The 18,416-nt window shown below is 60.0% G+C and carries 22 protein-coding genes; 12 read left to right on the forward strand and 10 right to left on the reverse strand.

Annotation, left to right across the window (positions count from 1 at the left end; translation table 11 throughout):
• Nucleotides 1–35 precede the first annotated feature (35 nt).
• Nucleotides 36–941 (reverse strand): AraC family transcriptional regulator N-terminal domain-containing protein, encoded by a 906-nt coding sequence (locus NBG89_RS09375; RefSeq protein ID WP_431322578.1) that lies wholly within the window; start codon nucleotides 939–941, stop codon nucleotides 36–38.
• Between the two features lie 189 nt (nucleotides 942–1,130).
• Here NBG89_RS09375 and NBG89_RS09380 point away from each other — a divergent pair, with 189 nt between their 5' ends.
• Nucleotides 1,131–2,177 carry an NAD(P)-dependent alcohol dehydrogenase gene (locus tag NBG89_RS09380; protein WP_431322579.1) on the forward strand — a complete coding sequence of 349 codons (1,047 nt, stop codon included), beginning with the start codon at nucleotides 1,131–1,133 and terminating at the stop codon, nucleotides 2,175–2,177.
• Nucleotides 2,178–2,212: 35 nt separating this feature from the next.
• Here the strand turns inward: NBG89_RS09380 and NBG89_RS09385 are convergent, their stop codons facing one another.
• Together NBG89_RS09385 and NBG89_RS09390 are read right to left on the reverse strand one after the other, a co-directional pair.
• Nucleotides 2,213–3,484 carry an NAD(P)/FAD-dependent oxidoreductase gene (locus NBG89_RS09385; RefSeq protein ID WP_431322580.1) on the reverse strand — a complete coding sequence of 424 codons (1,272 nt, stop codon included), beginning with the start codon at nucleotides 3,482–3,484 and terminating at the stop codon, nucleotides 2,213–2,215.
• 129 nt (nucleotides 3,485–3,613) lie between these two features.
• Nucleotides 3,614–4,078, reverse strand: a complete 465-nt coding sequence (locus NBG89_RS09390; protein WP_431322581.1) for an Lrp/AsnC family transcriptional regulator — start codon at nucleotides 4,076–4,078, stop codon at nucleotides 3,614–3,616.
• Nucleotides 4,079–4,237: 159 nt separating this feature from the next.
• Here NBG89_RS09390 and NBG89_RS09395 point away from each other — a divergent pair, with 159 nt between their 5' ends.
• From NBG89_RS09395 to NBG89_RS09410, 4 genes are all read left to right on the forward strand, one after another.
• A complete protein-coding gene (locus NBG89_RS09395; RefSeq protein ID WP_431322582.1) occupies nucleotides 4,238–4,957 on the forward strand; it encodes an aspartate/glutamate racemase family protein in 720 nt (239 codons plus the stop codon).
• A gap of 66 nt (nucleotides 4,958–5,023) precedes the next feature.
• Nucleotides 5,024–5,941, forward strand: coding sequence for a bifunctional helix-turn-helix transcriptional regulator/GNAT family N-acetyltransferase (locus NBG89_RS09400; protein WP_431322583.1), 918 nt, complete (start codon nucleotides 5,024–5,026; stop codon nucleotides 5,939–5,941).
• A 60-nt stretch (nucleotides 5,942–6,001) separates the two neighbouring features.
• Nucleotides 6,002–6,613 (forward strand): TetR/AcrR family transcriptional regulator, encoded by a 612-nt coding sequence (locus NBG89_RS09405; RefSeq protein ID WP_431322584.1) that lies wholly within the window; start codon nucleotides 6,002–6,004, stop codon nucleotides 6,611–6,613.
• Nucleotides 6,614–6,681: 68 nt separating this feature from the next.
• Nucleotides 6,682–7,911, forward strand: coding sequence for an MFS transporter (locus NBG89_RS09410; protein WP_431322585.1), 1,230 nt, complete (start codon nucleotides 6,682–6,684; stop codon nucleotides 7,909–7,911).
• Here NBG89_RS09410 and NBG89_RS09415 read toward each other — a convergent pair.
• Entirely contained in the window at nucleotides 7,897–8,313 is a 417-nt protein-coding gene (locus NBG89_RS09415) for a winged helix-turn-helix transcriptional regulator (RefSeq protein ID WP_431322586.1), read from the reverse strand. The two genes, NBG89_RS09410 and NBG89_RS09415, sit on opposite strands and share 15 nt — an antisense overlap.
• Before the next feature lie 117 nt (nucleotides 8,314–8,430).
• Here NBG89_RS09415 and NBG89_RS09420 point away from each other — a divergent pair, with 117 nt between their 5' ends.
• Nucleotides 8,431–9,318, forward strand: a complete 888-nt coding sequence (locus NBG89_RS09420) for an SDR family oxidoreductase (RefSeq protein ID WP_431322587.1) — start codon at nucleotides 8,431–8,433, stop codon at nucleotides 9,316–9,318.
• Nucleotides 9,319–9,374: 56 nt separating this feature from the next.
• Here the strand turns inward: NBG89_RS09420 and NBG89_RS09425 are convergent, their stop codons facing one another.
• A complete protein-coding gene (locus tag NBG89_RS09425) occupies nucleotides 9,375–10,127 on the reverse strand; it encodes a pyridoxine 5'-phosphate synthase (protein WP_431322588.1) in 753 nt (250 codons plus the stop codon).
• A 427-nt stretch (nucleotides 10,128–10,554) separates the two neighbouring features.
• Here NBG89_RS09425 and NBG89_RS09430 point away from each other — a divergent pair, with 427 nt between their 5' ends.
• Nucleotides 10,555–11,241: a MerR family transcriptional regulator gene (locus NBG89_RS09430; protein ID WP_431322649.1), complete on the forward strand. Its 687-nt coding sequence runs from the start codon at nucleotides 10,555–10,557 to the stop codon at nucleotides 11,239–11,241.
• A 16-nt stretch (nucleotides 11,242–11,257) separates the two neighbouring features.
• Here the strand turns inward: NBG89_RS09430 and NBG89_RS09435 are convergent, their stop codons facing one another.
• A complete protein-coding gene (locus NBG89_RS09435; RefSeq protein ID WP_431322589.1) occupies nucleotides 11,258–12,385 on the reverse strand; it encodes an ATP-dependent DNA helicase in 1,128 nt (375 codons plus the stop codon).
• 146 nt (nucleotides 12,386–12,531) lie between these two features.
• On the opposite strand from NBG89_RS09435, the gene NBG89_RS09440 reads away from it, so the two are divergent.
• Genes NBG89_RS09440 through NBG89_RS09450 form a run of 3 tightly spaced genes read left to right on the forward strand, consistent with a single transcriptional unit; the run spans nucleotide 12,532 to nucleotide 14,217 of the window.
• Nucleotides 12,532–12,912: a COG4315 family predicted lipoprotein gene (locus tag NBG89_RS09440; RefSeq protein WP_431322590.1), complete on the forward strand. Its 381-nt coding sequence runs from the start codon at nucleotides 12,532–12,534 to the stop codon at nucleotides 12,910–12,912.
• Nucleotides 12,913–12,922: 10 nt separating this feature from the next.
• Nucleotides 12,923–13,438, forward strand: a complete 516-nt coding sequence (locus NBG89_RS09445; protein ID WP_431322591.1) for an RNA polymerase sigma factor — start codon at nucleotides 12,923–12,925, stop codon at nucleotides 13,436–13,438.
• Nucleotides 13,435–14,217, forward strand: a complete 783-nt coding sequence (locus NBG89_RS09450) for an anti-sigma factor family protein (RefSeq protein ID WP_431322592.1) — start codon at nucleotides 13,435–13,437, stop codon at nucleotides 14,215–14,217. Before NBG89_RS09445 ends, NBG89_RS09450 begins: the two co-directional genes overlap by 4 nt.
• A gap of 3 nt (nucleotides 14,218–14,220) precedes the next feature.
• On the opposite strand, the gene NBG89_RS09455 is transcribed toward NBG89_RS09450, so the two are convergent.
• The 3 genes from NBG89_RS09455 to nthA are packed head-to-tail and all read right to left on the reverse strand — an operon-like array spanning nucleotide 14,221 to nucleotide 15,810.
• On the reverse strand, nucleotides 14,221–14,592 hold the full coding sequence (locus NBG89_RS09455; RefSeq protein ID WP_088692016.1) for a nitrile hydratase accessory protein: 372 nt from the start codon (nucleotides 14,590–14,592) through the stop codon (nucleotides 14,221–14,223).
• Nucleotides 14,579–15,238, reverse strand: a complete 660-nt coding sequence (gene nthB / locus NBG89_RS09460; protein ID WP_431322593.1) for a nitrile hydratase subunit beta — start codon at nucleotides 15,236–15,238, stop codon at nucleotides 14,579–14,581. Before nthB ends, NBG89_RS09455 begins: the two co-directional genes overlap by 14 nt.
• Nucleotides 15,235–15,810 (reverse strand): nitrile hydratase subunit alpha, encoded by a 576-nt coding sequence (gene nthA, locus NBG89_RS09465; protein ID WP_431322650.1) that lies wholly within the window; start codon nucleotides 15,808–15,810, stop codon nucleotides 15,235–15,237. Before nthA ends, nthB begins: the two co-directional genes overlap by 4 nt.
• A 151-nt stretch (nucleotides 15,811–15,961) precedes the next feature.
• Here nthA and NBG89_RS09470 point away from each other — a divergent pair, with 151 nt between their 5' ends.
• Together NBG89_RS09470 and NBG89_RS09475 are read left to right on the forward strand one after the other, a co-directional pair.
• On the forward strand, nucleotides 15,962–17,242 hold the full coding sequence (locus NBG89_RS09470) for an SDR family oxidoreductase (protein ID WP_431322594.1): 1,281 nt from the start codon (nucleotides 15,962–15,964) through the stop codon (nucleotides 17,240–17,242).
• Complete coding sequence (locus NBG89_RS09475; protein WP_431322651.1) at nucleotides 17,242–17,718, forward strand: DUF2269 family protein; 477 nt, start codon at nucleotides 17,242–17,244, stop codon at nucleotides 17,716–17,718. The genes NBG89_RS09470 and NBG89_RS09475 overlap by 1 nt, the downstream gene beginning before the upstream one ends.
• Here NBG89_RS09475 and NBG89_RS09480 read toward each other — a convergent pair.
• On the reverse strand, nucleotides 17,710–18,303 hold the full coding sequence (locus tag NBG89_RS09480) for a LysE family translocator (RefSeq protein WP_431322595.1): 594 nt from the start codon (nucleotides 18,301–18,303) through the stop codon (nucleotides 17,710–17,712). The two genes, NBG89_RS09475 and NBG89_RS09480, sit on opposite strands and share 9 nt — an antisense overlap.
• Between the last annotated feature and the right edge of the window lie 113 nt (nucleotides 18,304–18,416).

Consider the following 18,416-nt stretch of genomic DNA (forward strand, 5'->3'; position numbering starts at 1 on the left):
TGCCCCGACCAAATCCAACAACGCCAACGGGCGCCTCACGCACCATCAAGCGGTTCGCGTGCCGCCTCGACGTCTCGCACAGGCGACAGACCGTAGACCCGGCTGTATTCGCGACTGAACTGCGAAGGACTTTGATAGCCGACCCGATGCCCGGCCGTGCCGGCATCCAGCCGCTCGACCAGCATCAAACGACGTGCCTCATGCAGCCGCAGCTGCTTCTGATACTGCACCGGCGTCATCGCCGTGATGGATTTGAAATGATGATGGAAGGACGACACGCTCATATTGACCTGCTCGGCGAGATCCTCGATGCGCAGCGGCCGCGCGAAGTTCTGCCGCAGCCAGGCAATGGCCCGTGCGATGCGGTTGCCATGACTATCGGCGACCGCGATGTTGATCAGCCGGCCGCCATCGGGGCCTGTAAGCACGCGGTAGAGGATTTCCTGTTCGATCAGCGGCGCCATTGCTGTGATATCCTTCGGACTATCGAGCAAGCGCAAGAGCCGCACGGTCGCGTCCAGAAGCTCCGGTGTCGCGACATTGACTGCAATCCCGCGGCCTCTCCCCGGCATAGCCGGCCGCGGCATAGCGGCCCGGCTCAGCAATTCAAGGACCTTTTCGCTGTTGATCGCAAGCGTCAGACAGATATGCGGAACCTCCGCGCTCGCCTCGACCACCCGCCAGATGACAGGCAGATCGAGCGACGTCAGAAGGTAGTCGCCGGCGCCGTAGTTGATGACATCGGTGCCGAGACGAAGGCTCTTGGCACCCTGGATGACAATGGCGATGCAAGGTCGGTAGCTGCCGTGGCAAGGCGCGCTCGGCGTATGTCGGCGGCTGATCCCCAAACTCTCGATGGCAGTGCGGAATTCGCCCTCGGCGCCGGCATATCGAGCGGCGATCGAAGCGATCTCCTGATAGGGATTGAACGGCAGGGTCATGCGAAAGAAACCTTCATCTGCGGCGCCGGCGGGATGTGGACTATCTAGGATAGGTTCGAGCCCCCGAGAATAGCCCTTCCCCTCAATTTTGCAGGATCGTGCAAAAAGCTCGGAGGATCGCTCTACCGCACCGAAGACGTTCCGATGCATTTTCGGCCATCCGCCCAGCAACCCGAAAGGAAGTCCCGGATGCCTATTGCAAAAGGCTATGCCGCCACTGATGCATCTAAGCCGCTCACGCCCTTCACCTTCGAGCGCCGCGATCCCAATCCTGATGATGTCGTGATCGACATCAAGTTCGCCGGCATCTGCCATTCGGACATCCACACCGTCCGCAACGAGTGGAAGAATGCCGTTTACCCGATCGTACCGGGCCATGAGATCGCCGGTATCGTCTCGGCTGTCGGCTCGGCCGTGACCAAGTTCAAAGTCGGCGACCGCGTAGGCGTCGGCTGCTTCGTCGACAGCTGCGTCGGCTGCGCGACCCGCGACGTTGACCGCGAACAGTACATGCCCGGTCTCGTCGGCACCTACAATAGCGTGGAAGCCGACGGCAAGACGGCGACCCAAGGCGGCTATTCCGACTCGATCGTCGTCAAGGAAGGCTACGTCATGTCCATTCCGGACAACCTTCCACTCGACGCTTCGGCCCCGCTGCTCTGCGCCGGCATCACGCTCTACTCGCCGCTTCGCCACTGGAATGCCGGCCCGGGCAAGAAGGTCGCGATCGTCGGCATGGGTGGTCTCGGCCACATGGGCGTCAAGCTCGGCGCTGCCATGGGTGCTGATATCACTGTCCTATCCCAGAGCCTTTCCAAGAAGGAAGACGGGCTGAAGCTCGGCGCCAAGGAATATTATGCAACCAGCGACGAGGAAACCTTCAAGAAGCTTGCCGGCGCTTTCGACCTGGTAATCTGCACTGTCAGCGCTGAAATCGACTGGAATGCCTATCTCGGCCTGGTCAAGGTCGACGGCGCCTTCGTCGTGGTCGGCGCGCCGGAAAACCCCATCCCGGTTGCTGCCTTCGCGCTGATCCCGGGCCGCAAGAGCATTTCCGGCTCGATGATCGGCTCGATCAAGGAAACCCAGGAAATGCTCGACTTCTGTGGCGAGCACAACATCGTCTCGGAGATCGAGAAGATCAACATCCAGCAGGTCAACGAGGCCTACGAACGCGTTCTAAAGAGTGACGTGCGCTACCGCTTCGTCATCGATATCGCCTCGCTGGCGGCGTAACCAACGCAAAGGGCGGCTTCGAGCCGCCCTTTTTATTATGCGCGATTGTCGTCTCGCATTGTTTCCTTCTGGGTGATCAGCCGCGCGCTATGTTGGCCGCTAAGGTAAATCCAAAGCCAACTCCAGGCCACCGCAAAACGCGACCGTGTCCCGATCAGGAAGTAGATGTGGGCAATGCCCCATATCCACCAGGCGATCCAGCCTTTCAGCTTGATACGGCCAAAATCGATAATGGCTGCACTTTGCCCGATCGTCGCAAGGCTGCCCTGATGGCGATAGCGGAATGGTGGTGGCGTTGGTTTCCCCGCAAGGCGTGCCCGGATCACCTTCGCAGCATAGGCGCCCTGTTGTTTGGCAGCGGGCGCGATCCCCGGTACCGGCGCCCCTCCGTCCCGCGTAACGGCAGCCGTATCCCCGATGACAAAAACATCCGGATGCCCCGGAGCCGTCAAATCTCTCTCGACGACAACGCGCCCGGCCCTATCAGCCGCAACATCGAGCCACTTGGCGGCGGGCGACGCCTGAACACCGGCAGCCCAGACAATCGTGCGGCTCGGAATAAATCCCTCGCTCGTCTCGACGCCTTCTGTCATGCACTCCACGACGCGCTCGCCGATATGTAGCTCGACACCGAGCTCCTGAAGTGCCTTGCTGGCATAGGCGGAAAGCTCCTCGGCAAAGGTCGGAAGCACGCGCGGCCCCGCCTCGACGAGCACCACACGTGTCTTGCGCGTATCGATATTGCGGAATTCGCGCGGCAGCGTCTTGCGCGCAAGTTCGGCAATAATCCCGGCAAGTTCGACACCAGTCGGACCGGCCCCAACTATCGTGAACGTCAGGAGAGCGTCGCGGACAGCGGCATCGGTTTCCGTCTCGGCCCGCTCGAAAGCCAGCAACACACGCCGCCGGATTGTCGTCGCATCCTCCAGTGTCTTCAACCCGGGCGCGACCGGTTCCCACTCATCTCGCCCGAAATAGGCGTGCGTTGCCCCCGTGGCGAGCACGAGCGTGTCATAACGCAACGTCATGCCGTTACGCAAAGAGACTTCCTTCATAGCGGTATCGATACCAACCACCTCGCCTAGCAGCGTCGTCACATCCGGGCGGTCGCTATAGAGGTGTCGGATGGGCCAAGCGATTTCGGAGGTGGAAAGAATTGTCGTCGCTACCTGATACAGTAGCGGTTGGAAGAGATGATGATTGCGCCGATCGACCAGGGTGATGCGGACGCCAGCTCCCTTCAGACTGTTGACCAACTGCAATCCGCCGAAGCCGCCGCCGACAACGACGACATGGTGTTTGCTCATGACCTGCCTTTCCGTGCCATTTCGCTGTAGCGAATGTCGTTGATTGCAGGCAGCTTTCAACCGCTGTTTCAGCATAGCTCGCCTGCTTCCGGCGGTTATCGTGCGCGTCCAATTCGACGTTGAGGTCACTCAATGTGCATAGGCAACGGGTATCGATGTTCCGCTTTTCAACAATTCCATCGATATCGACGCGGACACGTCGAAGAGTTCGATCTTGCGGACAATCTGCTTGTAGATCACATCATAGTGCTCGACGCGCGGGAGCACGATCTTCAGAATGTAGTCGTGGTTCCCGGTAAGCCGGTGCGCTTCCACGATCTCCGGAATGCTGCCGATCACCCGGCGAAACGCGTCAATCCATTCGTCGGTGTGGTGCGCGGTCTTGATCAACGCAAATACCGTCGTCGGCACTCCCATCTTCTCTCGATTAAGCACGACGATCCGCCGTGCGATATGGCCGGTTTCCTCCAGTCGCTGGATGCGGCGAGAACACGCAGAGACCGATAGCGCGACCTTTTCGGAAAGCTCCGTCACCGAAATGCCCGCATCGGCTTGCAACAATTCCAGGATTCGTCGATCGCGATCGTCCAGCATCGGCCCCATAGATCTCGAGATATAATTTTGCACAATATCGGATATTTGCGCAAAACTACAGCGCAATCAGAGAGTTTCATACAAACAATGCAAACCATTTGCGCGATGATCAATGCATGATTTCGCCAATAGGAAATTCCAGACGGGAGCATGACAACAATGCAGACAATCGGATTGATTGGCGGGATGAGCTTCGAAAGCTCGGCGGTCTATTATCGCTTGATCAATGAGATGGTGCGCGAGCGCCTCGGCGGACTCACTTCGGCGGACTTGCTGATGCACTCGGTCAATTTCGAGGAGATCGTCGCTATGCAGAAAGCGGGCGACTGGGGCGCCGCCGCAAACCGGCTCGGCGATGTAGCTCTGCGTCTGCAGATCGCTGGCGCGCGTTGCGTACTCATCTGCACCAACACGATGCATCTCATTGCCGACCAGGTGGCCGCGCGTATCTCCGTGCCGCTGGTCCACATTATCGACGAGACCGCGAAATCGCTGAAGGCCTCCGGTCGCAAACGACCGCTGTTGCTTGCCACGCGATACACGATGGAGCACGGCTTCTATGCTAGCCGTATGAAGAGTTTCGGCATTGACATCGTTGTTCCTGAAGCCAGCGACCGAACTGTCGTACACGACATCATCTTCAACGAGCTCTGCGCCGGCAAAGTGCTCAACGGCTCGCGTGACAAGCTCATGCAGATTATCGAACGCGAGCGCGCCAAGGGCGCCGACAGCATCATTCTTGGCTGCACGGAAATCTGCCTGATCCTCGACCCGAAGCATCTGCCCCTACCCGGCTTCGACACGACGGAAATCCACGCGAGAGCCGCTGTCGAGTTCGCACTTAGTGATGAGGCGGTCCAGGAGGTCGTCGCCGCCTGAGCGATAAAAGTAGTTGACTCAGTCCAATAAAAGCAGGACAAAATCTTCTATCAGGAGATTTTGTCCATGTCCGACTCTGGCTTGATTGACACCGCGCGCGAGTTCAATCGTTTCTACACGAACTTCCTTGGGGTTCTTAACCGGGCCTATCTCGATACCGAGTTCACGCTGACCGACGCGCGCGTCCTCTTCGAGATCGGCTCCCGCAAGGGCGTCAGCGCCGGCGCACTTGCGCGCGATCTGCAACTCGACCCTGCCTATCTCAGCAGAATCCTGAAGCGTTTCCGCGCAGACGACCTGATCGAGACGAAGGCTGATCCCGGCGATCTGCGCAGTCAAATCATCACAGTCACCACTAAGGGACACAGCCAATTCGAGGAACTTGGCCGGCGCTCCAACGCTCAGATAGCGGAACGCTTCTCGAACCTCATCGACGGCGAGCCCCAAAGCGTGGTGTCGGCAATGGCTGCCATTCGGGCGCTTCTGGATCCCGAGGCCGCGCCTCCTCCGCTGATCATTCGCGCCCATCGCCCCGGCGATATCGGCTGGATCGTCCAGAGTCAGGGCAAGGCCTATACTGAAGAATACGGCTGGGATATGCGCTTCGAGGGTCTTGTTGCTGAGGTAGCGGGCAAGTTCCTGGCGAACTTCGATCCATCGATGGAGTATTGCTGGATCGCCGAGCGTGGCGGCATCAACATCGGTTCGATCCTTGTCACGAATGGTGGAGACGGTGTTGCGAAGCTCCGCCTGCTCTATGTCGACAAAGCGGCACGCGGGCTTGGCCTCGGCAAAATGCTGGTCGACGAATGCATCCGCTTTGCCAGGGCAAAGAAATATCGACAGATAACGCTCTGGACGAACGATGTCCTGCACGCGGCGCGCGGCATTTACTTGAAGGCCGGCTTCCGCCTTGTCTCCGAGGAGCGACACCGGATGTTCGGGCCGGAGGAAAACGGGCAGACCTGGGTTCTTGATCTCTGATCTGCGGGATCGAAAAAGTTTCGCTTGATTTGGAAACGATCATTTCCTAATTAGGTCGCCATGACCACGGCGACCCTTTCAACCCGGACACGCGGCAGACCGCGCGAGTTCGATCGCGATGTAGCGCTCGACAAGGCGCTGCAGGTGTTTTCCGAGCGTGGCTATCATGCCGCGTCAATCAGCGAACTCACCGAGGCCATGGGCCTTGCCTCGGGCAGCGTCTACAAGGCTTTCAAAGACAAGCGCGGCATATTCCTCGCAGCCTTCGACAGATATCGCACCGTGCGTCGCGGCCTGCTGGACGCACGCATGGCAAAAGTTGGAACCGGCCGTGAGAAAATCCGTGAGCTCCTGGCCCACTATGCGCTCTCGTCACATGGCGCCTCCGGCCGTCGCGGCTGCCTTGTCGTTAGCAGTGCGAACGACCTTGCACTCTTCGACGAGGAGGCAGCCGAACGTGTCGCAGCGGCCTTTATGGCCAACGAGAACCTGATCATCGATCTCCTCCGCCTCGGCCAAAGCGACGGCTCGATCGCAGCCGAGATTGACGTCGCGGCCACCGCCCGTACGCTCCTTTGCGTCACCAAGGGAATGCGCGTGGTGGGCAAAACGGGACGACGCGAGGAGGACATGGTCGCCGTCGCCGACACTGCAATGAAGCTTATTACGTGATCGGGTTGAGATCGACCTGCCTAAACGCGCAACCTTTCAACTATCCGATAGTCCCACCGGAGCCTACTATGAGTCTTTCGACCACCACGCGGGAAACCGTCGCGCCACAGACGATCTCGCCGTTGATGACATTTCTTTTCGCTGCCACCTGCGGGCTCGTCGCGGCCAATCTCTATTACGGCCAGCCGCTTGCAGGCCCGATTAGCGCATCCCTTGGCTTCACACCGGCAGCAACCGGCCTGATCGTCACCCTGACGCAGATCGGCTACGGGCTTGGCCTGTTGTTGATCGTTCCGCTCGGCGACCTGCTTGAAAATCGCCGACTTGTGCTGACACTCATTGCCATCTCAGCTGTCGCTTTGGTCGGCGCGGGCCTTTCGTCGACACCCGCGATGTTTCTTCTGGCCTCGCTATGCATCGGCCTTTCCTCGGTTGCCGTCCAGGTCCTTGTTCCCTTTGCTGCCCACATGGCGCCGGACGCAACGCGTGGCCGCGTCGTCGGCAATGTCATGAGCGGACTGCTCTGTGGCATCATGCTCGCACGGCCCTTCGCCAGCTTCGTTGCCGAGGCAACGTCCTGGCATATGGTCTACTTCCTGACTGCCGCTCTCATGATCGCGCTCGTCGTCATCCTGAGGGCCAACCTGCCGGTCCGGGTTCCCCACACGAGGCTCAGTTACGGCAAACTGCTTGCCTCGATGGCAGATCTTGCTCTCCATTCGCGCGTTCTCCAGCGACGTGCACTTTATCAGGCCGGCATGTTCGGCGCCTTCAGCCTGTTCTGGACCACAACGCCCCTACTGCTCGCGAGCCCTGAATTTGGGTTGACGCAGAACGGCATCGCACTGTTCGCGCTGGCCGGCGCAGCGGGTGCCATTGCCTCGCCAATCGCCGGACGCCTCGCCGACCGCGGGTTGACGAAAGCTGCCTCCACCCTGGCGATGCTGCTTGGAATGTCGGCCTTCCTGATCAGCCAATTCGCGACGGACGGCTCGCTGACAGCCCTCTCATTGCTGACGGTAGCGGCGATCCTGCTTGATTTCGGCGTGACGACCAATCTGGTCTGCGGTCAGCGCGCCATCTACGCGATCAGCGCCGAACATCGCAGCCGCCTGAACGGTCTCTACATGGCGACGTTCTTTACCGGCGGGGCGATCGGATCGGCGGTGGGTGGCTGGGCATACGCCACCGGCGGTTGGACGATGACCGCGTGGATCGGCTTCTGTTTCCCGGCCCTCGCGTTCCTTCTTTTCTTGACGGAAGCCCGCGGCCGGCAGCCAATCTCAGACGGCGGCTGAATCGAACCTGAGCCGGGCGGCGCGAACCAAATCATGGTTTTCTTCCGCCCAGTTCAGCAACAAGGCCAGGGTGCCGTAGAGGGAGTGGCCCAGATCGGTCATGCGATACTCGACACTCGGCGGCTTGGTCGGAAACACCTCCCGCTCGATATAGCCGTCGCGCTGCAGATCCCGCAGCGTCTGCGTCAGCATGCGCTGCGAGATGTCGGGGATCATCCGCCGCAGTTCGCCGAACCGATACGGACGCTTAGACAGAGCCTCGAGCATCAGCGTCGACCACTTGCCGCCAATCTGCTGCATCATGTCCCGCACCGGGCAATTGTTGAAATCAAGGTTGCTGAGATCGACGTCACGACGAACGCTGGAGGTCTTCTTCTTCAGGTTGACGACGGCGCCACTCATCCCTTGGTTCCCTTTTGGTAACGTAGAGCGGAAAAACTGCCTTCTTTACAGCGCGCAGTCAATTCCTAATCTATAGTTAGTCTCTTTTTGAGACCTTCACGAACCTAGAGGAAAGACATGAGCGAGACCATTCTCATCACTGGCGCCGCCGGCCAGCTCGGCCAGCGGGTCATTCATCACCTGCTCGAGACCGAAAAGGTTCCTGCCGCAAAGATCATCGCCGCGACGCGCGATCCCGCCAAGCTCGCAGACCTCGCCGCCAAGGGTGTCGTCACCCGCAAGGCGGATTTCGATGACACCGCCTCGCTAGAATCTGCCTTCACGGGCGTCGATCGGTTGCTGATCATCAGCACCGACGCGCTTACAGTCCCCGGTCAGAGGCTCAAGCAGCACAAGTCGGCGGTGGATGCAGCCATCAAGGCGGGCGTCAAGCACATCGCCTACACGTCGATGCCATCACCAGACAAATCGCTGGTGACTTTCGCACCGGACCACCTCGGCACCGAAAACGCCATCAAGGCGACGGGCATCCCTTACACCATCGTTCGCAATGCCTGGTACATGGACAACTATCTCCACGGCATGCCGCACAATCTCCAGTCCGGAAGCTGGTACACGGGCAGCGGCGACGGCAAGGTTTCGAACATCTCTCGCGAAGACTGCGCGCGGGCGATCGCAGCGTCCCTCGCCTCGGGCGCCAAACAGAGCGCGACCTATACGCTGACGGGAGCCGAATCCCTGAGCGCCGGCCAGATCGCCGCCGTCCTGGCCGATGCGGTTGGAAAGCCGTTGAAGGCCGTCAGTGTCACGGACGAACAACTCGGCCAGGGCATGCGCGGCGCCGGCCTACCCGACTTCGTCGCAGACATGCTGGTTTCTGCCGACGCCAACATCCGCGCCGGCAACTTTGATCTGGTAACAGCCGATTATGAAACGCTGACCGGCAAGAAGCCCGAAACGCTCAAGGACTTCTTCGTCGCACACAAGACCGCTCTTATTGCCTGAGTTGGTCCAGGAAGCCCGCTTCGCACCACCGGAGCGGGCTTCCAGCTATTGCCGTCTTAGATATCTTGGCCGCACGCCCGGCAGAACCGTCGCACCGTTTCCGCCATGCCGAATTCGAGTGCGTCCGCCGTCAATCCGTGTCCAATCGATACCTCGGCGAGCTTCGGAATGCGCCTTACGAGCGGCGGCAAATTAGCCACTGTCAGATCGTGTCCCGCATTGACGCCCAAGCCGATCGCCAGTGCCGCATCCGCCGTCTTGCCGAGCGCCTCCAGGATTGGCTCTGCCCGTTCGGGCGCGTCATAGCAGCCGCCATAGGGTCCTGTATAAAGCTCGATCCGGTCAGCGCCGACCGCCTTGGCGATCGCGACAGCCTCGGCGTCGCCGTCGCCGTCGGCGAACAGTGATACTCGCGTACCCATCTTCTTCAGCCGCGCAATGACGTCTGTCAGGAAGTCGCGGTGCTTGCGGAAGTCCCAGCCATGATCGGAGGTTGCCTGCGAGGGATCGTCCGGAACCAGCGTGACCTGTTCGGGTGCCACGCCAGCGCAGAGGTCCAGGAACTCATCGGTCGGGTAGCCCTCGATATTGAATTCGGCGTTCGGGAATTCGTCGTCGATCAGGTTTCGGATGACGGGCAGGTCCGAGAAACGGATGTGCCTTTGGTCGGGCCGTGGATGAACAGTCAATCCGCTCGCGCCGGATTGCAGGGCGATCCACCCTAGCCCCTCGACACTCGGCCACGGAAGGTCTCGGCGGTTGCGCAGCATCGCGATGGCATTGAGATTGACGGAAAGCGTGGTCGGCATGACAGGATTCCACTGAAGCAAAAAGATGATCGTTTCTAAGCCAATGGATCGGTACGGGCCAACGAGATTCGTACATGAATGCATGTGAATCTGTGATGAAGCGCCTGGTTCACCCATCGGCGCGACGCCTGAAGTACAACTGGTTCGATCTTCGCGCTCTAAGCGAGCAAAGCGTTTCTGCAACGTTGATTTTTCACGAGAACCCCCATCGCCAAAGACAACGTCCCAGCCAGATTGCGCTGCAAATTAAAAGTCACTAATTTTGATACTAACAAATTACGTCGATCACGAGTAACGTGTGCCCATGATATCGAAGCGAACGCCGCCAGGTGCTTCGATGCCCGAACCGGAAACGATAAGAGGGAACCCCACTCAACCACACCCTTTTGCAATTTGCAGACGCACCATGAGCGCAATGGGAGGGACCATGGCAGAAGGTTACAAGCACGGGTTCACGCCAGACCTAGCGACAAAAGCGCGACCACGGCACCGTTTCCTCCCTTCAGCGGCCCTCCCCGCCGACTTGCCCCGCGGAAGAGTAGCGATCGCCGACATGGCCAATGCCTTCGGTGTCACCCATCGAACCCTCCATTTCTACGAGGAAAAAGGGCTGATTTCGGCGAGTCGAATCGGCCTTATGCGCGTCTATGAGCCGGGCGACGTTATGCGCATGGCGGTCATCAACGCTTGCCGCGAGGCCGGTATGGCGGTGGCTGTGATCCAGGACCTGATGACTGACCTCGTGGAGGCCGACTCTCAGGAGGCCGCCGAGGCTTTATTTCGCGATGCGCTGGTGACCCGTAAACGCGAACTCAGCGCGGAAATGTCCACATTGCATCGGCAGATGCAGCAGGTCAGCGACCTTCTCGATCGCGAAGCAACCGAGGATCCGCCGCTCAACGACAATCAGAGCGGATCAACCCTCACGGATCAGGAGCTACGGTGCCTGGCGCTGATGGCGGCGGGGCTTTCGACCCAACGCATTGCGCGCACGCTCGACCTTCGAGATGACGCTGCACAATCACTTGAAGCCGGCATTATCCAGAAATTTCACGCCAACAATCGCTTTCAAGCGATAGCCAAGGCGGTCATGCTCGGTGTCGTCCAGGTCTGACGCCTAGGCAAATGGCCTAACGTACGATCGTCAGCGTCTCTGCTGCGCGCGTAATCGCGGTGTAGAGCCAGCGCTCGCGCGTATCGCGGAAGGCCCAGCTTTCGTCGAACAGAACGACATTGTTCCACTGCGAACCCTGCGCTTTGTGAACCGTCAGCGCATAGCCGTAATCGAACTCGTCGTAGCGCTTGCGCGTGTTCCAAGGGATCTCGCCTTCGACATCCTCGAAAGCCTGCTTCAGCAGTTTGATCTTCGCCGCGCCGCGATCCATGTCGTCGTCTTCAGGTCGGATCAACAGGTTTATACCCGGCTTAGTCGTCTCCTTGGACGACGTCATTACCTGCCAGAGCGAACCGTTGAGCAAACCCTTTGCCGGATCGTTGCGCAGGCAGACGAGTTTGTCCCCCGTTTGCGGATACTCGGCCGTAAAGCCCTTCAATTCGCGAAGGCGCTGATTGTACCGGCGTCGCGTTCGATTGGTGCCGACGAGCACCTGATCGGCATCGAGAACCAGCGACTGGTTCACTTCGTTCTTCGAAATCACCTGCGCGGCGCCGTAATCGCCATGCATGATCTCGTTGCCTTCGCGAACCTGCATGGCGAGCTTGATGATCGGATTGTCTCGCGCCTGCCGGTGAATGTCGGTCAGCAGATAGTCCGGCTCCTGATTGGTAAAATAACCGCCGCCGGAGACAGGCGGCAACTGGCCGGGATCCCCCAAAACGAGGATCGGCGTGCCGAAGCTCATTAGGTCTCTGCCAAGCGCTTCGTCCACCATTGAGCATTCGTCGACGATGATCAGCGCTGCCTTCGCAACAGGGCTTTGACGGTTGATCGTGAACATCGGAGCGATGGAAGTCTTCCCCGTCTCCTCATCCTCGACTGCTTCTTCTCCACGCGGACGATAGATCAGCGAGTGGATCGTCTTGGCATTGCTGGCACCGCGCGATCGCAACACCTGTGCCGCCTTTCCCGTAAAAGCGGCAAACAGCACATCGCCGTCCACATGCTCGGCGAAATGGCGCGCAAGCGTCGTCTTCCCCGTACCGGCATAGCCAAACAGGCGGAAAAGCGGTGTCCGCCCTTCCTTCAGCCATTGGGAAACGGCCTTGAGGGCTTCATCTTGTTGCGGAGCAAATTGCATCGTGAGTCGACTTGGCAGGATTCGCCTGACATAGGCAACCCCGAAAAATCTGGACGAACAGCGGATCGCAAGGGAATAAAACCGCCGTCGAAGGTGTCTCATGTCCGGCAACGCAATCAAGCGTGCCCAACACGTGAGGAGAGCCCATGAAATCCGTAAAGATCCTGATCGCCTTGGCCATTGCATCCGCCGCCGCGACGTCCGCTTTTGCGGCCCCGCCGGTCAAGGCCGTAAAATCCAGCAAGGGCGACGTTCTTGCCGGCGACAACGGCATGACTCTTTACACCTTCAAGAAGGACAAGATGGGCGTTTCCAATTGCTACGACGATTGCGCCAAGAATTGGCCGCCGCTGAAGGCCGCTAGCGGCGCGAAGCCAGAGGGGGCATACTCGATTGTCGAACGAAAGGACGGCACCAAGCAGTGGGCCAAGGACGGCATGCCGCTCTATTTCTGGGTCAAGGACAAGAAGATGGGCGATATCACCGGTGACGGCGTCGGCGGCAACTGGGATCTCGTCAAGCCGTGAGCGAACCGATTTGAAGACACCAGGGCAAGATAGCTTCGAGGGCCAGATCCTGGCCCTCCTTCCTTCGTTGAGACGCTACTCTCGCAGCCTCACCCGCTCCGACGCGGATGGGGAGGATTTGCTGCAGGATTGCGTCGAGAAGGTGCTAGCTCGTCGCGGACAATGGCGGGGTTTGAATCTGCGCGGCTGGGTGCTGACGATCATGACGAACCTTTATCGCAATGGCCGCCGCCAGACGGGTCGCGCGCCGTTCGTGGAGCTCGACAGCTCTGAGGACATCGTGTCGATGGATCCGCCCCCCGATCCACTGAAGCATTCGCGGCTGGAGGACGCGCTGAACAGCCTTTCGGAGGAAAGTCGTTCGGTGCTGATGCTGGTCGTCGTCGAAGGCTATACCTATCAGGAGGTCGCCACCGCCCTCGACATCCCGATCGGCACGGTTATGTCGCGCCTGTCACGCGCACGCCAACGGATAGGAGAGCGCATGAAGGCTGACAATGTCATTACGCTTCGGAGACCGAAATGAACGAGATCAACCAGACCGTGACCGAAGCGGATCTTCATGCCTATACCGACGGACGGCTTCCCGAGCAGGCACGCGCGCGCATCGAGGCATGGCTCAATGACAATCCGGATGATGCCGCCAAGGTGGCGGAATGGTCCACGCAAAATGCCGAAATCCGATCGCTCTTTGCACCTTATGAAAGATCCGCGGACGGTGACGCAGCGCTTGTCACCGGCAGCAGACAACCTGCAAACTGGCCGAAGCGCCTGGCGGCGGCGGCCGTGGTCATAGCGGTTTTCGGTCTTGGCGCGGTGAGCGGCCATTACGGCTCGACGCTGTTTGAAAAGCCGGATTTGCAACTGACGGAACTCGAAACACTTCCCAACGAAGCCCGTAACGCCTTCCTGATTTACGCCGGTGAAGTCCGCCATCCCGTCGAGGTCTTTGCCGACGAGGAAGCCCACTTGGCGACCTGGCTCGGCAAGCGGCTCGCCATTCAGAACCTTCGGGTTCCGAACCTGCAGGAGCTCGGCTTCAAGCTGGTCGGGGGGCGCCTGTTGCCCGTCGACGGCAGGCCGGGCGCGATGTTCATGTACGAGGATCAGGCCGGCGAACGGCTGACGGTCCTGGTCGGCCGCAACGCGAATAACGGATCGACCAGTTTCCGGTTCGCCTCGTCCGGCAATGTCGAAACCTTCTATTGGATCGACGGCGAACTCGGCTACGCCGTGACCGGCGAGGTCTCACGCGATGTACTGAGAAAAGTGGCGGAGGAATGCTACAGGCAGTTTCCGTCCTGAGTGTCAGCGCAGCGGATCGTTGGCAAGCTCGATCGGCTTACCGTGCGGCGTCGCCTCTGCCGCCCGCTGCCAGCTTTTCTGCAGATCGAGGATGATGTCGGCATCAGCGACGCCATGTTTGACGAGAATCGCCGAAAGGGCCGCCACCCAGCAATCGAAATAGTCACCGCCGTCTTCGGCGCGGCCGGGCTCGTGCAACTCCCGAGACAGGGTCTCTGCCCATTCGCTCCAGGTGAACAGGCCTCGCTCGTGCAGGTGCACGGTCATGGCGAAGGCTTCCGCAGCCCAAGGCTCCGGAAAAACCGGCTCGCCATCGGACGACTTCGGCAGTTGCGGCGATTGCGCGAGCGGTGAACGCGTCTCACACTGACTCAAGATAGCTCTCCCACGCATCGATCGAAACGCTGAGCGTCGGGTCGGCACCCTCGCCCCAGATCTCGCTGCCATCGAACACGACCGTATAGACCCATTGCGGATTTTCGCCCTTTCCATGCGCATTGTCGTCAGGAAAGACGAAGGAGCCCTGAACGGCCTCGACGACGCCGGCTTTTGAACGAGCGTAGCGGGGCAGCCGCGTGTGTGTCGTCGGATTGAAATTTATGGTTCGAACCCTGTCCCCGGCTGCAAAGCGGGGTGGCGTCGTGACAGGTCGGTCGCAAGGACCGCCCTTGGCGAGCACACCCGCCACCATGTCGGCCTTCAGGACACGCTTGGGCGCAGCTCCGTCCGTTTGCTTGTGGCCGGCATCGATCTCGTCAGCTGTCACGAAGCCGTGGCGCTGCAGGAGGACCTCCAGCGCCCGCGTCCAGATCTCATAATAGCTCGCGCCAAGATAATTCGCCGGCGGAATGTTCTCGCGCGCATGCCGGCTCTCATCGATATTCCAGGCGCCAAGCGCACCGCTGGAAAGCGTAAGACCGAGCGCACGCTTCTCCCACTCCGCATGGAAATACGGCTCGTCCTTTTCGGGTGCGACGGGGCCAAACCCCATCAGACCGCCAAGATCGTGCGGACCGTTCATGACGCATCTCCCGGCACAGTCGCAACACCCGTTCCGATCATCGCGTCACGGCTGACCAGATCGGCAAGCTGGTCCTCGCTCCACCCATCTGTGCCTTCCGGCCGCTCAGGAATGACGAGATATCGCAGCTCTGCCGTCGAATCCCAGACGCGGATCTTCTTGCAGTCAGGCAGTGTCACGCCGAATTCGGCCAGCACGCCGCGCGGGTCGATAACCGCACGCGAGCGATAGGCCGGTGCCTTGTACCAGACCGGCGGCAGGCCGAGCACCGACCAGGGGTAACAGGAGCAAAGCGTGCAGACGACGAGATTGTGCGTATCCTCAGTGTTGAACACAGCGCGCATGTGTTCCCCCTGACGGCCCGTATAGCCGAGGCTCGCGATCGCAGCCGTCGCATCGCGCCGCAGCCAGTCCGCAAAAGTGGGCTCGCTCCAGGCTCTGGCGACGACGCGCGCGCCATTGCGCGGACCGACCTTGGTCTCGTAGGCCTCCACGATCGCGTCGATCGCCGCCGGATCGATCAGCCCCTTCTCCGTCAGGACCGTCTCCAGCGCCCTCACTCGCGCCTGCATGTCGGTGTAGCGGTTATCGTGATCATGGTCATGCTGGTGATCGTCGTGGTGCACGAAATAATCCTCGGCCAATCTGAGGGTATCTTTAGGCTCTCGCGCGTGTCACGCCAAGACCTCTTCCAGATGCAACTTTTCGGTTAAGTTCGGTGTCATGAACATCCTGATTCTCGGCGCGACAGGCTTTATCGGCTCGGCGGTAGCATCCCGCCTGCTGGCTGACGGGCATAGTGTGACTGGCCTCGGCCGCAATCCGTCGCGTGCTCATCTAAAATTCCCTGATATCAAATGGATCGCAGCCGATCTGTCAAAAATGCTGCACGCCGAAGACTGGAGTGCGGTCATTGGAGGCTATGGCGCGGTCGTCAATTGCGCTGGCGCCCTGCAGGACGGTCTCTGCGACGACCTGGCGGCGACGCAATCCAAGGCGATGCAAGCGCTATTTGCGGCTGCACAAGAAACGCGCCCTCTCATAGTGCAGATATCAGCACGAACGAATGGCGCCGCTGCCGACCTGCCATTCCTGGCGACGAAACGTCACGCTGACGAAGCGCTCGCGGCAAGTGGCCTGCCTTGCGTAATCCTGCGCCCTGCCCTCGTCCTCGGCCGCAATAGCCATGGCGGTTCGGCCCTGCTGCGCGCGCTCGCGGCCCTGCCCTTCGGCATCCCCTTGGTCCATGCAACAAGTCCGGTTGCGACAGTCGCGCTTGACGACGTTGCGGCGGCCGTAAGCAACGCTGTCATGGGACAGTTCGGATCGTGCACTGACGCGGATCTTGCATCGACTGAGCAATTGACGCTCGCCAAACTCGTTACCCTCCACCGGCAATGGCTGGGTTTGCCGCATGCAGACGTGGTTTCCCTGCCTGAGATCGTTGCCCGACCTGTCACCCGGCTTGCGGATGCCGCCGGTCACCTTGGATGGCGATCACCCTTGCGTTCCACCGCCATGGCCGTCATGGCGGAAGGCGTTCAGCCAAACGCCGGCAGTAACCTAGGCATCGCGGCCGCGTCGGCGCAGGACACGCTGCGCACGAACCCGGCCGGGGTTCAGGATCTTTGGTTTGCCAGGCTCTATCTCCTGAAACCGCTGATGATTGCGACACTGTCGAGCTTCTGGCTGCTGTCGGGCGTTCTGCCTCTCCTCGACATTCAACGTGTCGCCACGCATTTCCACCCCCTGCTGCGGGAAGGCTCGGCCACGTCGCTTACCGTATTCACCTGCCTGATCGATGTGATGCTCGGTGCGGCCGTCCTCGTACGACCATTCGCCCGGAGAGCTATGCAGGGCATGATATTGGTCTCGCTGAGTTATCTAGCCGGTGCCACAATCATCGAACCCTCTCTGTGGCTCGACCCGCTTGGCCCCTTGGTGAAAGTGCTGCCGTCGCTGGTGCTGACATTGACCGCCCTCGCGATCGTGGATGAGAGATGATGCTCGAACAATTGCTGCTGCTGGCACACGTGATCGGCGCGACAGTCCTGTTCGGCACGGGCGCCGGGATCGCTTTCTTCATGGTGCTCGCCCACAGGACACGGGATCCGAAGCTGATCGCTCATGTCGCAGGGACCGTCGTCATCGCTGATACGTTGTTTACGGCGACGGCTGCAATTTTCCAGCCGGTAACAGGCTATATGCTGGCGAGACAGATCGGCTGGGAACTGACAGAGGGCTGGATCGCCCTCTCGCTGCTGCTCTACGTTTTTACCGGTCTTTTCTGGTTGCCGGTCGTCGGTATCCAGATTCGTATGCGAAACCTCGCCCGCGCGGCCGCCATGTCACGCACGGAGTTGCCCACCGACTATTTCCGGCTCTATCGCATCTGGTTTGCTTTTGGATTTCCGGCATTTTTCGCAGTTGTCGGCGTCCTGTGGCTGATGGTCAACAAACCGACGATCGCGCTATTTTAGCATCGGCCAGAGGCTGAGGACCAACAACACGGCCATGGTGATGTTGAACCATTTGAGCCGTGCAGGATCCGACAACCAATCGCGTAGTGCAGAGCCAAACCCGGCCCAGGTCGACACGCTCGGCACATTGACCAGCGCGAAGGCGCCTCCGACGATCAGGACACTCGCCAGGTAGATGTCGGGGATGGTGTAGGTCGCCATTGCGGTCACCGCCATGACCCATGCCTTCGGATTGACCCATTGGAAGGCCGCCGCCGACAGGAACGACATCGGCTTCGCGCCGCTTTTGCCTTCACCGAGAGTACGCGATGTCGCGATCTTCCAGGCGATCCAGGCAAGGTAGGCCCCACCAGCAAACTTCAGCGCCGCGTAAACAACTGGCGCCGTATGAAGCAGCGCGCCCAGTCCGAACCCGACGCCGATCAGCAGCGAGAAGAATCCCGCCCCGATGCCCAACATATGCGGAACGGTGCGGCGGAAGCCGAAATTCACGCCCGATGCGAAGAGCATCATGTTGTTGGGGCCGGGTGTTATCGACGTGGTAAAGGCAAACAGGACGAGTGCCAGGAATGTATCCAGCGGCATGAGACCTCCCAGAGGCCCGCGATTGCTTGGGCGAGCTCAATTGATTTAGGTCAATATAACTGACCTAAATCCGCCATTCCACGCAATCATTGTCATGGTGACAGGATTGGTGA

This window comes from Rhizobium sp. YTU87027 (assembly GCF_050644135.1).
GTDB lineage: Bacteria > Pseudomonadota > Alphaproteobacteria > Rhizobiales > Rhizobiaceae > Rhizobium.

Coding starts and splice junctions, on each gene's coding strand:
- NBG89_RS09375 (WP_431322578.1), bottom strand. CDS start 941: ATGACCCTGCCGTTCAATCCCTATCAGGAGATCGCTTCGATCGCCGCT.
- NBG89_RS09380 (WP_431322579.1), top strand. CDS start 1,131: ATGCCTATTGCAAAAGGCTATGCCGCCACTGATGCATCTAAGCCGCTC.
- NBG89_RS09385 (WP_431322580.1), bottom strand. CDS start 3,484: ATGAGCAAACACCATGTCGTCGTTGTCGGCGGCGGCTTCGGCGGATTG.
- NBG89_RS09390 (WP_431322581.1), bottom strand. CDS start 4,078: ATGCTGGACGATCGCGATCGACGAATCCTGGAATTGTTGCAAGCCGAT.
- NBG89_RS09395 (WP_431322582.1), top strand. CDS start 4,238: ATGCAGACAATCGGATTGATTGGCGGGATGAGCTTCGAAAGCTCGGCG.
- NBG89_RS09400 (WP_431322583.1), top strand. CDS start 5,024: ATGTCCGACTCTGGCTTGATTGACACCGCGCGCGAGTTCAATCGTTTC.
- NBG89_RS09405 (WP_431322584.1), top strand. CDS start 6,002: ATGACCACGGCGACCCTTTCAACCCGGACACGCGGCAGACCGCGCGAG.
- NBG89_RS09410 (WP_431322585.1), top strand. CDS start 6,682: ATGAGTCTTTCGACCACCACGCGGGAAACCGTCGCGCCACAGACGATC.
- NBG89_RS09415 (WP_431322586.1), bottom strand. CDS start 8,313: ATGAGTGGCGCCGTCGTCAACCTGAAGAAGAAGACCTCCAGCGTTCGT.
- NBG89_RS09420 (WP_431322587.1), top strand. CDS start 8,431: ATGAGCGAGACCATTCTCATCACTGGCGCCGCCGGCCAGCTCGGCCAG.
- NBG89_RS09425 (WP_431322588.1), bottom strand. CDS start 10,127: ATGCCGACCACGCTTTCCGTCAATCTCAATGCCATCGCGATGCTGCGC.
- NBG89_RS09430 (WP_431322649.1), top strand. CDS start 10,555: ATGGCAGAAGGTTACAAGCACGGGTTCACGCCAGACCTAGCGACAAAA.
- NBG89_RS09435 (WP_431322589.1), bottom strand. CDS start 12,385: ATGCAATTTGCTCCGCAACAAGATGAAGCCCTCAAGGCCGTTTCCCAA.
- NBG89_RS09440 (WP_431322590.1), top strand. CDS start 12,532: ATGAAATCCGTAAAGATCCTGATCGCCTTGGCCATTGCATCCGCCGCC.
- NBG89_RS09450 (WP_431322592.1), top strand. CDS start 13,435: ATGAACGAGATCAACCAGACCGTGACCGAAGCGGATCTTCATGCCTAT.
- nthB (WP_431322593.1), bottom strand. CDS start 15,238: ATGAACGGTCCGCACGATCTTGGCGGTCTGATGGGGTTTGGCCCCGTC.
- nthA (WP_431322650.1), bottom strand. CDS start 15,810: ATGCAGGCGCGAGTGAGGGCGCTGGAGACGGTCCTGACGGAGAAGGGG.
- NBG89_RS09470 (WP_431322594.1), top strand. CDS start 15,962: ATGAACATCCTGATTCTCGGCGCGACAGGCTTTATCGGCTCGGCGGTA.
- NBG89_RS09475 (WP_431322651.1), top strand. CDS start 17,242: ATGCTCGAACAATTGCTGCTGCTGGCACACGTGATCGGCGCGACAGTC.
- NBG89_RS09480 (WP_431322595.1), bottom strand. CDS start 18,303: ATGCCGCTGGATACATTCCTGGCACTCGTCCTGTTTGCCTTTACCACG.